Annotated in this window: 13 protein-coding genes; 6 read left to right on the plus strand and 7 right to left on the minus strand. The window is 72.3% G+C overall.

The genetic code is table 11. From position 1 onward, the window contains the following. Nucleotide 1: 1 nt before the first annotated feature. From ASD93_RS08865 to ASD93_RS08875, 3 genes are all read right to left on the minus strand, one after another. Nucleotides 2-1417 carry an APC family permease gene (locus ASD93_RS08865; protein WP_056121463.1) on the minus strand — a complete coding sequence of 472 codons (1416 nt, stop codon included), beginning with the start codon at nucleotides 1415-1417 and terminating at the stop codon, nucleotides 2-4. Between the two features lie 91 nt (nucleotides 1418-1508). Further along, nucleotides 1509-3068, minus strand: a complete 1560-nt coding sequence (locus ASD93_RS08870; RefSeq protein ID WP_082569258.1) for a glycerol-3-phosphate dehydrogenase/oxidase — start codon at nucleotides 3066-3068, stop codon at nucleotides 1509-1511. After that, nucleotides 3065-3643, minus strand: coding sequence for a TetR/AcrR family transcriptional regulator (locus ASD93_RS08875; protein WP_056121464.1), 579 nt, complete (start codon nucleotides 3641-3643; stop codon nucleotides 3065-3067). The genes ASD93_RS08870 and ASD93_RS08875 overlap by 4 nt, the downstream gene beginning before the upstream one ends. Before the next feature lie 34 nt (nucleotides 3644-3677). On the opposite strand from ASD93_RS08875, the gene ASD93_RS08880 reads away from it, so the two are divergent. Together ASD93_RS08880 and ASD93_RS08885 are read left to right on the plus strand one after the other, a co-directional pair. Then, the gene (locus tag ASD93_RS08880; RefSeq protein ID WP_082569259.1) at nucleotides 3678-5345 is read left to right on the plus strand and encodes an FAD-binding oxidoreductase; all 1668 of its coding nucleotides are present in this window, start codon (nucleotides 3678-3680) and stop codon (nucleotides 5343-5345) included. Then, the gene (locus ASD93_RS08885) at nucleotides 5342-6247 is read left to right on the plus strand and encodes a diacylglycerol kinase (protein ID WP_056121467.1); all 906 of its coding nucleotides are present in this window, start codon (nucleotides 5342-5344) and stop codon (nucleotides 6245-6247) included. Before ASD93_RS08880 ends, ASD93_RS08885 begins: the two co-directional genes overlap by 4 nt. A 10-nt stretch (nucleotides 6248-6257) precedes the next feature. Here the strand turns inward: ASD93_RS08885 and ASD93_RS08890 are convergent, their stop codons facing one another. Then, nucleotides 6258-6500, minus strand: coding sequence for a hypothetical protein (locus ASD93_RS08890; RefSeq protein ID WP_056121468.1), 243 nt, complete (start codon nucleotides 6498-6500; stop codon nucleotides 6258-6260). After that, the gene (locus ASD93_RS08895; RefSeq protein ID WP_321163625.1) at nucleotides 6497-7186 is read right to left on the minus strand and encodes a sigma-70 family RNA polymerase sigma factor; all 690 of its coding nucleotides are present in this window, start codon (nucleotides 7184-7186) and stop codon (nucleotides 6497-6499) included. Before ASD93_RS08895 ends, ASD93_RS08890 begins: the two co-directional genes overlap by 4 nt. Nucleotides 7187-7248: 62 nt before the next feature. On the opposite strand from ASD93_RS08895, the gene aroA reads away from it, so the two are divergent. From aroA to bcp, 3 genes are read left to right on the plus strand one after another with little or no spacing between them, the layout of a single operon-like run. After that, a complete protein-coding gene (aroA, locus tag ASD93_RS08900; protein WP_056121471.1) occupies nucleotides 7249-8622 on the plus strand; it encodes a 3-phosphoshikimate 1-carboxyvinyltransferase in 1374 nt (457 codons plus the stop codon). After that, nucleotides 8619-9707 carry a ribosome small subunit-dependent GTPase A gene (gene rsgA, locus ASD93_RS08905; protein WP_056121473.1) on the plus strand — a complete coding sequence of 363 codons (1089 nt, stop codon included), beginning with the start codon at nucleotides 8619-8621 and terminating at the stop codon, nucleotides 9705-9707. The genes aroA and rsgA overlap by 4 nt, the downstream gene beginning before the upstream one ends. 9 nt (nucleotides 9708-9716) lie before the next feature. Further along, the gene (bcp, locus tag ASD93_RS08910; RefSeq protein ID WP_056121475.1) at nucleotides 9717-10193 is read left to right on the plus strand and encodes a thioredoxin-dependent thiol peroxidase; all 477 of its coding nucleotides are present in this window, start codon (nucleotides 9717-9719) and stop codon (nucleotides 10191-10193) included. Between the two features lie 28 nt (nucleotides 10194-10221). On the opposite strand, the gene ASD93_RS08915 is transcribed toward bcp, so the two are convergent. Next, nucleotides 10222-10617 carry a hypothetical protein gene (locus tag ASD93_RS08915; protein WP_056121477.1) on the minus strand — a complete coding sequence of 132 codons (396 nt, stop codon included), beginning with the start codon at nucleotides 10615-10617 and terminating at the stop codon, nucleotides 10222-10224. 248 nt (nucleotides 10618-10865) lie between these two features. Between ASD93_RS08915 and ASD93_RS08920 the strand changes: the two genes are divergently transcribed. Further along, on the plus strand, nucleotides 10866-11114 hold the full coding sequence (locus tag ASD93_RS08920) for a WhiB family transcriptional regulator (RefSeq protein WP_018171995.1): 249 nt from the start codon (nucleotides 10866-10868) through the stop codon (nucleotides 11112-11114). Nucleotides 11115-11204: 90 nt separating this feature from the next. On the opposite strand, the gene ASD93_RS08925 is transcribed toward ASD93_RS08920, so the two are convergent. Then, nucleotides 11205-12692 (minus strand): sensor histidine kinase, encoded by a 1488-nt coding sequence (locus ASD93_RS08925; protein ID WP_056121479.1) that lies wholly within the window; start codon nucleotides 12690-12692, stop codon nucleotides 11205-11207.

Here is a 12692-nt window from a genome sequence, read left to right on the forward strand (position 1 = left end):
ATCAGCCCGCCACGTCGGCCCTGGGAGCTTCGGCTTCCAGGGCCGACGTGCGCTCGGCCGCGGCATCCGCACGCGCTTCGTGGGTGCCGAGGGCCGGGTCGTCCGCCGTCTTCACCCCGGCGGAGTCGAAGGTCGCCGCGACCCGCAGACGGCGCGCGCGGCGCACGAGTGTGACGCCGACAGCGCCCGCCGCGAGGATCGCCGCCGGAAGCAGCGAACCGATCGCGAGCACGAGCATGCCGGCGCACAGCACCGCGGCGACCAGCGCCATCCACCAACCCGGGGACCAGCGGCGGAGCAGGCGCACGGCCGCGACCATCCCCACCGCGTAGATGGAGACCATGCTGCTCGTGTGCACGAGGATGAACGGCGTGAGCTCGAGCCCCGACCACAGCATGAGCGAGAAGTAGATCAGCACGACGACGCCGGTGAGTGCCAGGGCGCGGCGCGGCACGGCGCCCGATTCGACCCCGGCGGCGAACCAGCGCGGCAGGTCGCGGTTGGCGGCGAGGGATGCTCCGAGCTTGGCGAACGCCGCGAGGTAGGCGTTCATGACCCCGAGCGCCACGATCGCGGCGATCGTGCCCACCGCGACGGGGCCGAGGCCGGACGAGCCGAGCCGCGCGAGCTCGAGCAGCGGGACCGCGCCGTCGCCGGCGGAGTCGCCGAGCGCGCCGACCGTGATGATCTGGAGCAGGAGATAGCAGACGCCGGTGACGACGAGGGCGATCGCGGTGCCGATCGGGATCGCGCGGCGAGGATCGCGGAACTCGCCCGAGATGTGGGTGCCCACCTCCCACCCGGCGAACGCCCACACGAACAGGCTGATCGCGGTGCCCACGCCGCCCCAGCCGTTCGGCAGGAAGGGGGTGAAGTTCGACGGCTCGACGGCCGGAGCTGCGAGCGAGACCACGCCGACCACGACCGCGAGGAGGAGTGCCGTGAGCACGAACTGCACCCAGCCCGCGACGCGCACGCCGAAAGCGTTGGCGGCGAAAGGCGGGACGAGGATCGCGAGGGCGATGACGGGAACCATGGCGCGGTCGATGCCCGCCACTGCCACGACGTACTCCCCGCCCAGCACGGCAACGACCGGCGCGCCCGCACACACGCCGAACAGGAACCAGTACCCGGTCATGCGAGCGGCCGTGCCGCCCAATGCCCTGCGCACATAGCTCGCGACACCGCCGGGGTCGGGGTAGCGCGCGGCGAGCACGGCGAACGTGCCGGCGAGAGGGATCGAGAGGCCGATCACGGCGAGCACGGCGACGATGCTCGCCGGGCCTGCGGCCTCGGCCGCGAGCCCGGGAAGAACCAGGAGGCCGGTGCCGAGCACGGAGGCGATGTAGAGAGCCGTGCCCTGGACGACGCCGAGCCTTCCCCTGGGCGGGGCCGGAGCAGCGTCAGGCGAGGTCATGGATCCAGTCTCGCGCGCGCCCCCGACACCGCGCTCGCGGGGATCGGACGTCGTTCTGCGGATTCCTGCCAACACGCCCCGGTCCGCGGGATCAGACGGGCTCGACCCCGGCGCGCACGAAAGCGTCGGCCGCGGCATCCGTCGAAGCCTCGCGATCGACTGCGACGAGGCCCAGACGCGTGCGCCGGTCGAGGAGGTCCTCGATGCCGAGCGCGCCCTCGACCTCGATCCCCCACTGCAGCTCCTGCGCCGTGACGCCGCGCGCAGCGGCGGGGCCGTCCGGGAGCGAGGCGGCGTAGGGAGCTTCGGCGCCGTAGCGGCGCACGAAGCGGGGCGGGGCGGCGATCTCGGCCATCCGATGGCGCGGCCACGCTCCGGCGAGCGGAACTGCGCGCGTGCGCGACGGGCGCGCCGGGAACGACGGATCCCGCCGGATGACGGCGTCCACGGCGTCCTCTGCCATGCGCCGGTAGGTCGTCAGCTTGCCGCCCACGACGCTGAGCAGGCCCGACGAGGACTCCAGGATCGCGTGGCGGCGCGACAGGTCGCTCGTGTCGTCGCCCTCGTCCGTGTCGTGGGCACCGGCCAGCAGCGGCCGGAGTCCGGCGAAGGTCGCGAGCACATCCTCCCGCGTCAGGGGTCGCGCGAGCACCGTGTTCATCGTCGACAGGAGAGCATCGATCTCCGGCTCGGTGGCATGGGGCACGTCGGGCAGCGGCCCGTCGGCGGGAACGTCCGTGAGCCCGATGTACGCGCGGCCGTGCGGCGCGGGGAGGGTGAAGACGAAGCGGCTCGACGAGCCGGGGACGGGCGCCGTGAGCGAGGCGTCCGATCCGCCCAGGCGCTCGGCCGAGACGACGAGGTGGGTGCCGCGGCTCGGGCGCAGCCGCACGTCCGCGGCGAGTTCGCCTGCCCACACGCCCGTGGCGCTCACGACAGCCCGCGCGCGCACCGACACCTCCGACCCGGTGACCCGGTCCTTCAGCACCGCACCGTCGCCGCCGGCCGAGACCGCCTCGACGCGAGTGAGGACGGATGCCCCGTACCCGGCCGCCGTGCGCGCGATCGCCACGACGAGCCGCGCATCGTCGATGAGCTGCCCGTCCCAGCCGCGCACCCCGCCGCGAAGCTCCTCCGGTGCGACCGCGGGGACCAGGCGCAGGGTCTCCGCCCGTCCGATCGGCCCCGGCGGACCGAGGACGGCGCCCGGCGTCCCCACGAAGCGGCGCAGGCCGTCGCCGAGACCGTAGCCGAGCCCGACGAACGCGCCCCGCGGCATGTGCCCCGGCGCGTAGAGGGGCACGACCTGCGCAAGCGCCCGCGTGAGATGCGGCGCGATCCGGGTCATGAGGAGATGCCGCTCGGCGGCGCTCTCGTGCGCGATCCCGACCTGGCCCGTGGCGAGGTAGCGCAGACCGCCGTGCACGAGCTTCGAGCTCCAACGGCTCGTGCCGTGGGCGAGATCGTGGCGTTCGACGAGCGCCGTCCGCAGGCCTCGGCTCGCGGCATCCAGCGCGATCCCTGCTCCCGTCACACCGCCGCCGATGACCAGCACGTCCAGTGGAGGGCCCTCGGCGAGCGCGTCGAGCTCGCGCGCGCGCCGCCCCGCGTTCAGCGCGGACGGGTGCGGCATCCGCCCGACGACGGTCATGCCGTCACCGGTGCGAGGTAGCCCCGCAGCGCCGCGCCGAGCTCGACGCGCCACGCTTGGGCGGGCAGCCATTCGGCGACGAGGGGCGCGGACTGAACGGCCGACTGCGTCAGGAGGAGGATCATCGCGGCCAGCTGCGCGGGCTCGCCCTCGCGCACGAATCCCGCCCGCTGTCCGGCCTCCACGCGCCACGCCGCATCGGCGTGGATCGCGCGCTGGCTCGTTCCGAGGCGGTCGAGGATGTACCGCGCGAACAGCTCGGGGTCGGTGTCGCGCAGCCGGTCGACCAGCGGCATCCGTCGCACGCGGTCGGCGGTTCCGGCGAGCAGACCGACGAGGTCGTCGAGCGAGGCGGGCTCGGGCTCGCCGGACGGGAGCACCGAGAGGAGCTCCCGTGTGACGAGCGCCGCGAAGATCGCCTGCGCGTCGGGCCAGTACCGGTAGAGAGTCTGCCGCGCGATTCCGCAGCGCCGTGCGATGTCGGACGCGGTCGTGCGACGGATACCGTGCGCGAGCACTTCGGCGAGCGCCGCGTCGAGGATCGCGGTCTCGGTGTCGGAGACGCCGTCAGCCATGTGACAACCATACATAATGTGTCATACTGTCGCCATGACCGCGACGGAGCCTTCCGGCATCCCCCCTCGCCCGCTCGCGGTGCCCGCGCCGCGCCCTCGCTCCGAGTGGGACGCATGGGGAACCGAGCCCGCACGTCTCCCCGCGGGTGCGAAGGCCCTCATCGCCACCCTCCTTCCGGGCAAGGCGCACCCGGTCCCGCGACGCAGCTCTCCGATGCTCACGCCGTCGCGACTGGACGCCGCCGACCTCGCGGCCCTCGGCGACGTCGTGGGCGCCGGAAACGCGACCACCGACGACGCCGTCCGCGTGCTCCACCTGGGCGGCAAGAGCACGCCCGATCTGCTGCGACGCCGACTGGACGACCCGCAGTCGGCACCCGATGCCGTCGTCTCCCCCGCCGCCCACGACGAAGTCGCGGCGGTCATCGCCGTATGCGTCGAGCGCCGGATCGCCGTGGTGCCCTTCGGCGGCGGCACGTCCGTCGTCGGCGGAGTCGACCCCGAGTCCGGATCGCAGCGCGCCGTCGTCGCCCTCGATCTGGAGCGGACGGCCGCGCTGCTCGACCTCGATGAGACGTCGCTGCTCGCGACGTTCGGCGCCGGGACGACGGGGCCCCAGGCGGAAGAGCTCCTCGGCGCGCGCGGCTACACGCTCGGCCACTTCCCCCAGAGCTTCCTCCACGCGTCTCTCGGCGGCTACGCCGCGACGCGCTCCAGCGGCCAGGCATCGCGCGGGTACGGACGCTTCGACGACCTCGTCCACGCGCTGCGGATCGCCGCACCCGCGGGAGATCTGTCGCTCGGGCGCGCGCCGGCGAGCGCCGCCGGTCCCGACCTGCGCCAGCTCTTCGTCGGTTCGGAGGGCGCCTTCGGCGTCCTCACCGAGGTCACCGTGCGCATCCGCCCGCGCCCCGCCGCCACGGCCTACGCCGCGTGGACCTTCCCCGACTTCGCGTCGGGAGCGGCCGCCCTCCGCGAAGCGACGCAGCGCGGCATCCGTCCCACGGTCCTGCGCCTCAGCGACGAGACCGAGACGCGCGTCAACGCCACGATGGGCGGCCACCTCACGCGGCTGAGCGGATGCCTCGCCATCGCCACCTTCGAGGGCGCCGACACCGCCGAGGCCGTGCGCGTGCGGGACGACATCGCCGCCGTGTTCGGGCGGCACGGCGCCAAGGCGCGCGGCGAGGATCCGGCCAGGTCGTGGGAACGCGGGCGGTTCGCGTCGCCTGCCCTGCGCGACACGCTCATGGACGCCGGCATCCTCGCCGAGACCCTCGAGACGGCGACGACCTGGTCTGCGCTCACCGGGCTGAAGGCGGCCGTGACCGCCGCGCTGTCGACCACGATGACGGCGGCCGGCGCGAAGCCGATCGTGCTGAGCCACATCTCGCACGTGTACCCGGCGGGCGCCTCGCTGTACTTCACCGTCGTCGCGGCGCTGACCGCCGATCCGCAGGAGCAGTGGGCGAGGGCGAAGGATGCCGCATCCCGCGCGATCGGGGAGGCCGGCGGCACGATCACCCACCATCACGCCGTCGGGCGCGACCACCGGCCGTACCTCGAGGCGGAGATCGGCCCGCTCGGGGTCGAGGTCCTCCGCGCCGTCAAGGTCGTGCTCGACCCGCACGGGATCATGAACCCCGGCGTCCTCGTGGGGTCGGGCGAAGGATCCGGGACGCCCGAAGGCGGCCGCGAGTGACCGTCGCGCTCCTCGTCAATCCCGCTGCGCGGGGCGGCGCCCACACGGGTGCGGCGACCCACGCGGCCGAGCGCCTGCGGGAGCACGGGGTGCGCACCGCCCTGGTGAGCGGCGGCAGCGCGGCGGAGTCCTCCGCGCTGCTGCGTGCGGCGATCGCCGCGGGCGTCGACGCGGTCGCGGTCGCCGGCGGGGACGGCACGGTGCGCCTCGCCATCCAGGAGGTCGCGGGCACCGGAATCCCGCTCGGGATCATCCCTGCCGGGACGGGCAACGACTTCGCAGCGACTCTCGGGCTGCGCGAGCTGGATGCCGTCGCGGCCGCCGACACGATCGCCGCCGGCGCCACGCGCGACATCGACCTCGCCCGCGTGACGCGCGAGGACGGCTCGACCGAGTACTTCGCGACCGTGCTGGCGAGCGGCTTCGACTCGAAGGTGAACGACCGCGCCAACGCCATGCGCTGGCCCCGCGGCGGCTCCCGCTACAACATCGCGATCCTGCGCGAGTTCCTCACGCTCGCGGGCATGCCCTACGAGGTCGCGTTCGAGACCGCCGACGGCGCGCGCGAGCGCGTCACGGGCGACCTCGTGATGGCGACCGTCGGGAACGGGCGCACCTACGGTGGCGGCATCCCGATCTGTCCGGATGCCGACCCCTCCGACGGCCTGCTCGACCTCGTACTGGTGCGTCCCGCCGGTCGCGCGCGCCTCCTCCGCCTGCTGCCGCGCGTGTATCGCGGCACGCACGCCACCGTGCCGGAGGTGGCGACGCACCGGGTGCGCTCGGTGCGGCTGGTGTCGGCCGGAGTGACCGCCTACGCGGACGGCGACCCGATCGGGGCGCTGCCCCTCACGGTCGACGTCGCGCCCCGCGCGCTGCGCGTGTTCGCACCCGCTCCCTGACGCAGTCCGCTCAGTGCGTGGCCTGCGCCGCCCGCAGCGTGGCCAGCACCTGGTCGCGCAGCTCCTCGGGAGCGGTCTCCTTGCATGCGCGGGCAACCACCTCGGTCAGGGTGCGCGCCACGAGCGCCTCGTCCCGGCATCCGTCGCAGTTCTCGAGGTGCTCCGCGATGTCGGTGTGCTGGGTCTTGCACACCTCGTGGCGGAGGTACTCCTCCAGGTCGCGCCGCGCCTTCTCACAGCCGCAGTCGGTCATGTCGTGCTCCTCGTGGCGGCCGTGGTGATGCCGCGCTCTTTCGCATAGTCGGCCAGCAGTTCACGAAGCATGCGCCTGCCACGGTGCAGACGGCTCATGACCGTGCCGATCGGGGTTTTCATGATGTCGGCGATCTCCTGGTAGGCGAAGCCCTCGACGTCGGCGAGGTACACCGCCAGCCGGAAATCCTCCGGAATGGACTGCAGCGCGTCCTTGACGATCGACGCGGGCATGTGGTCGATCGCCTCCGCCTCGGCGGATCGGCTGCTCGTGGCCGTGGTCGACTCGGCCCCGCCGAGCTGCCAGTCCTCGAGTTCGTCGATCGTGCCCTGGTACGGCTCGCGCTGCTTCTTGCGGTAGGTGTTGATGTACGTGTTCGTCAGGATGCGGTACAGCCACGCCTTGAGGTTCGTCCCCTGCGTGAACGTGCGCCACGACGCGAAGGCCTTCACGAAGGTCTCCTGCACGAGGTCGGCGGCGTCGGCGGGATTGCGGGTCATGCGCATGGCGGCGGCGTACAGCTGGTCCATGAAGGGCAGCGCCTGCTCTTCGAACTGCGCACGCGCGTCCGGCACCTGGTCGATCGTGTCGCTCATCACGCGCAAGTCTACGGCGGGCGCCTCCCGGCTGCCCGAGAGGTCCCTTGGCGTCGTCTCGATATCGAGGCGATCGAGGGTGGCGATCATCCGGCTCCACTTCTGTCATCCATCCCGGCTCGCCGGGGTGGGGTTCAGTAGGGTAGAACCCGATGACAGGCAGCGGCTATTCCCCCAGCACCGCGCCGAGCGGGCGCGGCCCCTGGCGCGCTCCCGTCGCCGACGGCCCCCTTCACGCCACGGTGACCGTTCCGGGCTCGAAGTCGCTCACCAATCGCGAGCTCATCCTCGCCGCGCTCGCCGACGCGCCGAGCCGGCTCATCTCCCCCCTGCACTCCGACGACTCCCGGCACATGGTCGAGGCCCTGCGCTCGCTCGGCGTCGGCATCGAGCTCGAGCCCGGCGCCGGCCGCTTCGGCGACGACATCCTCGTGACGCCGGTGTGGCCGCTGCGCGGCGACAGCGTGGTCGACTGCGGCCAGGCCGGCACCGTCATGCGCTTCGTGGCGGGGCTCGGAGGGTTCGCGCGGGGCGACGTCACGCTGACGGCCCACGAGAGCGCGCTGCACCGCCCGATGGGCGCGATGATCACGGCGCTGCGCGACGTGGGCGTCGACATCGACGACGGCGGGCACTGGGCGCTGCCGTTCATCATCCGAGGGCACGGGCACACGCGCGGCGGCGAGGTCACGATCGACGCGAGCGCGTCGAGCCAGTTCGTGTCGGGCCTGCTGCTGGCGGCCCCCCGGTTCGACGTCGGCCTGCACCTGCACCACTCCGGCGAACGACTGCCGAGCATCCCGCACATCGACATGACGGTCGAGGCCCTCGCGCATCGCGGCGTCCACGTCGAGCGCCCCGCGCAGGGCGAGTGGATCGTGCCGGCCGGTGCGGTGCGCGGCAAGGATGTCGCGATCGAGCCCGACCTGTCCAACGCCGCACCGTTCCTCGCCGCCGCCATGATCGTCGGCGGCTCGGTCTCCGTCACCGGCTGGCCCGCCCACTCCACGCAGCCCGGAGCGATGCTCACCGACATCCTCGCGCTCATGGGCGCCCGGGTGCAGCGCCGCGGTGGTGCACTGACCGTCACGGCGGGCACCGGCATCCAGGGAGTCGACCTCGATCTGTCCGCAGCGGGCGAGCTCACGCCGACCATCTTCGCGCTCGCGGCGTTCGCCGACGCCCCGTCGACGCTGCACGGCATCGGCCACATCCGCGGGCACGAGACCGACCGCATCGCCGCGCTCGTCGGCGAGCTGCGCAGCCTGGGCGGCGAAGCGGAGGAGCTGCCCGACGGCATCCGGATCGTGCCCCGCCCCCTTCACGGCGGCACGTGGCGCGCGCACCACGACCACCGCATGGCGACGACGGGCGCCCTCATCGGACTGGCGGTGCCCGGGGTCGAGATCGACGACATCGGCACGACCGCCAAGACGATGCCCCAGTTCCCCGAGCTCTGGCAGGCCATGCTCGAGGACGGCGGCGACTCCGCCGCGCACGCGACGGAGACGATGCGGGCATCGTGAGCTGGCTCGACGATCTCGACGAGGACGACGAACCCGAGTTCGACGAGGCCGACGTGCGCGTCCGGCCCAACCCGAAGGCGAATCGGCCCCGCACGAAACGCCGCCCCGCCCACTCCGACGCGCGCATCGCCCGTGTGCTGGGCGTGGACCGAGGCCGCTACACGGTTCTCGTCGATGAGGACCTCCCCGACGAGCGGACGATCCTGGCCGTCCGCGCGCGCGAGCTGCGCAAGACGGCGATCGTCACCGGCGACCGCGCGCGCGTGGTCGGAGACATCTCCGGCGACGAGGGCACGCTGTCACGGCTGATCGGGATCGAGGAGCGCACCTCGCTCCTCCGGCGCAGCGCCGACGACACCGACCAGGTCGAGCGGATCATCGTCGCGAACGCCGACCAGATGCTCGTCGTGGTCGCCGCCGCCGACCCCGAGCCGCGCGCCCGTCTCGTCGACCGCTACCTCGTGGCGGCGCTGGATGCCGGCATCCGTCCTCTCCTCGTCGTGACGAAGACCGACCTCGCCGACCCGACGGAGTTCCTCGGGCATTTCGAGGGCCTCGACCTCGAGGTGTTCACGAGCGGGCATGAGGAGATGCCGCTCGAACGCATCGGCGCGGCCCTCGTGGGACACTCGACCGTGTTCGTCGGCCACTCGGGCGTCGGCAAGTCGACCCTCGTGAACGCCCTCGTGCCCGAGGCGCACCGAGCAACCGGTCACGTCAACGTCGTGACCGGCCGTGGCCGCCACACATCGAGCTCGACCGTGTCGCTGCGCTATGCCGGAGCCGCGGGCAACGGATGGGTGATCGACACCCCGGGTGTGCGCTCGTTCGGTCTCGGCCACGTGGATCCCGCGAACATCCTGCGCGCGTTCACCGACCTCGCCGAGGTCGCCGAGGAATGCCCGCGGGGATGCACGCATCTGACGGATGCCCCGGACTGCGCCATCGTCGAGGCCGTCGCCGAAGGCCGGCTCGGTCCCGGCGGACCCGCCCGCCTGGACTCGCTCCAGCGCCTGCTCGAGACGTTCGCCCGGCGCGACCCCGCCCGCGCCTCGAGCGAACCCGCGGGCCACGACGGAGCCTAGGCTGGTCGAGTGACCACGCCACTCGAGACCGGTTCCCCCGCACCCGACTTCACGCTCGTCGACCAGGACGGGCGATCCGTTTCGCTCTCGTCCCTCCGCGGCGGCCGCGTCATCCTGTTCTTCTACCCGGAGGCGATGACCCCGGGCTGCACGAAGGAGGCGTGCGACTTCCGTGACAGCCTCGTGCCGCTCCAGGCCGCGGGCTACACGGTGCTGGGCATCTCGCGCGACGAGCCCGAGAAGCTGCGGCGGTTCCGCGAGCGCGACGGACTCACGTACGACCTGCTCAGCGACCCCGATCACGCCATCCACGACGCCTACGGGGTGTGGGGCGAGAAGATGAACTACGGCAAGACGTTCATGGGCGTCATCCGATCGACGTTCGTCATCGATCCCGAGGGTCGCGTCGAGCACGCGCTGTACAACGTGCGCGCCACGGGCCATGTGGCACGCGTGCGCAAGCTCGTCGGGCTGGACGCCGCATAGCGCTGCGCTCGAGAGCGCGCGTGGGAGCTCAGGCGGATGCTTCGTCCCGCGACTCCCGCCCGGCCTCGCGCACGGCGAGAACGAGCAGCACGAGGGTCACGATCGCGGGGGCGGCGATGACCAGCGCGGCCGCCGGCTCGGCGTAGGCGCCCGTCGCCGCACCGAGGGCGACCGCCAGGATCAGCAGCTGCGCGACCACCGCACCGGAGCGCCCCCACGAGCGACCCCGCCAGATCGCGACGGCGAAGGCGATCACCGCCGCCGCGCCGACCGCGGTGAGCACGATGAGAGCGAGGGCGCTGTCGATGGACGCGGTGTCCCCCCCGACGATGGCGACGATCTGCCACACGGCGAGGGCGACCAGGCCCAGTCCCTCGAGTCCGACGAGGACGGCCGCGACGCGGCCGATCCGGTTTGTTCGCATGGCTGGACATCTTTCGGGTCGAACGGGTCGGGATTGTGCGAACCCTCTATGTCGCAGAGGGAATACTCAGCAACTTGCACAGAAACCTGGCGCGCGTCCCTTGATCTAGGTAAACCGCTATGGGACGATTGGTGAAGCAGTGTGCTCCCACAGCGACGTGGGGCGAGCAATCCTCGCACTCCCACAGGGTACCGGACCCGAATTCGGCCCTCTTCGTCAAAACATCCCCCGCATCAAGGAGCACCACCATGGACTGGCGCGACAAAGCCGCCTGCCTGACCGTCGACCCCGAGCTGTTCTTCCCCGTGGGGAACACCGGACCGGCCGTCGATCAGATCGAGAAGGCCAAGTCCGTCTGCGCACGGTGCACCGTCACCGAGATCTGCCTCCAGTACGCGCTCGAGACCGGTCAGGACTCGGGCGTGTGGGGCGGCCTGTCCGAAGACGAGCGTCGCGCCCTCAAGCGCCGCGCCGCGCGCGCCCGCCGCGCTTCCTGACCCCGGTCGCAGGCTTCTCGAGAACGCGCTTGTGTTCTCGACACGCCGCCGACGGATGACACACCCGCGTTCTCGCGAAGACGGATGCCGTCAGTTCCTGCCGCGCTCGATGTAGCGCAGCGGGATCTCGATCGTGACCTCGGTGCCGCTCCCCATGATCGTGTGCCAGTCGATCGTTCCGCCCAGCTCACCCTGGATGAGCGTGCGCACGATCTGGGTGCCGAGACCGCGACCGACCTGACCTTCGGGAAGCCCTGAGCCCGTGTCGCGCACGCGAACCTCCAGGTGCTCGCCGGTGCGGTCGGCGATGATCTCGACATCACCCTCCTGACCGGCCAGGCCGTGCTCGACCGCATTGGTGACGAGCTCGGTGAGAGCCAGCGCCAGCGGGGTCGCATACTCGCTGGGCAGAGTCCCGAACCGGCCGGTCGAGTGCGTGCGCGCGCGGGTGTTCGGAGCTGCGGCGACTTCGGCCACGAGCTTGAGCACCCGGTCGAAGACCTCGTCGAAGTCGACGTTCTGCGCGAGGCCCTCGGAGAGCGTGTCGTGCACGACCGCGATCGCCGACACCCGTCGCATGGCCTGCGTGAGGGCCTCGCGCGCCTCTTCGCTGTGAGAACGGCGGGCCTGGATGCGCAGGAGCGAGGCGACGGTCTGCAGGTTGTTCTTGACGCGATGATGGATCTCACGGATCGTGGCGTCCTTGGTGATCAGCTCCTGCTCCTGGTGCCGGATCTCGGTCACGTCGCGGCACAGCACGATTGCGCCGATGCGCTTGCCGTGGTCGCGGAGCGGGATCGTGCGCAGCGACACGGTGACGCCGCGCGCCTCGATGTCGGCGCGCCATGGGGCGCGACCGGTCACCACGACCGGGAGCGACTCGTCGAACTGGCGGTTCGCCGGAAGGATCTGCGTCACGACCTCGACGAGCGACTCCCCTTCGAGCTCGTCGTCGAATCCGAGCCGGTTGAAGGCCGACAGCGCATTGGGGCTCGCGAACGTGGTGATCCCGTCGACGTCGAGCCGCACGAGTCCGTCGGAGGCGCGGGGCGCGCCGCGGCGCGGCGACGTCGGGGCGGACATGTCGGGGAAGTCGCCGGTCGCGACCATGCCGAACAGCTCATCGGCGCAGTCGTTGAACGTGATCTGCTGGCGGGAGGGCGTGCGAGCCTCACCGAGGTTCGTGTGCCGTGTCACCACGCCGATCGTCTGCGCGGGCTCGGTTCCCCGCGCACGGACCACCGGGACGGCGCGCACGCGGGTCGGGGTCTCTTCGAACCAGTCGGGCGACGCCGAATCGACGATGCGCCCGGTCTGGAAGGCGTCGCGCACCTGCGTGCGCCACTGCGGGCGGACCCGATCGCCGACGATGTCGCGATAGAAGAGCGTGGCCGCGCCGCTCGGGCGTGTGTGCGCGACGGCGACGAAGGAGTCGTCGGATGTCGGGACCCACAGCACGATGTCGGCGAAGGCCAGGTCGGCGAGCAGCTGACCGTCGCCCGCGAGACGGTGAAGCCACTCCACGTCCTCTGCGCTGGAACGGCCCTGGGCGTAGACGAGATCGCTGAGGGTCGACAC

Origin of the sequence: Microbacterium sp. Root180, assembly GCF_001428485.1 — a bacterium.
GTDB lineage: Bacteria > Actinomycetota > Actinomycetes > Actinomycetales > Microbacteriaceae > Microbacterium.

Coding starts and splice junctions, on each gene's coding strand:
- ASD93_RS08870 (WP_082569258.1), bottom strand. CDS start 3,068: ATGACCGTCGTCGGGCGGATGCCGCACCCGTCCGCGCTGAACGCGGGG.
- ASD93_RS08890 (WP_056121468.1), bottom strand. CDS start 6,500: ATGACCGACTGCGGCTGTGAGAAGGCGCGGCGCGACCTGGAGGAGTAC.
- aroA (WP_056121471.1), top strand. CDS start 7,249: ATGACAGGCAGCGGCTATTCCCCCAGCACCGCGCCGAGCGGGCGCGGC.
- ASD93_RS08895 (WP_321163625.1), bottom strand. CDS start 7,186: ATGATCGCCACCCTCGATCGCCTCGATATCGAGACGACGCCAAGGGAC.
- ASD93_RS08880 (WP_082569259.1), top strand. CDS start 3,678: ATGACCGCGACGGAGCCTTCCGGCATCCCCCCTCGCCCGCTCGCGGTG.
- ASD93_RS08920 (WP_018171995.1), top strand. CDS start 10,866: ATGGACTGGCGCGACAAAGCCGCCTGCCTGACCGTCGACCCCGAGCTG.
- ASD93_RS08875 (WP_056121464.1), bottom strand. CDS start 3,643: ATGGCTGACGGCGTCTCCGACACCGAGACCGCGATCCTCGACGCGGCG.
- ASD93_RS08915 (WP_056121477.1), bottom strand. CDS start 10,617: ATGCGAACAAACCGGATCGGCCGCGTCGCGGCCGTCCTCGTCGGACTC.
- ASD93_RS08865 (WP_056121463.1), bottom strand. CDS start 1,417: ATGACCTCGCCTGACGCTGCTCCGGCCCCGCCCAGGGGAAGGCTCGGC.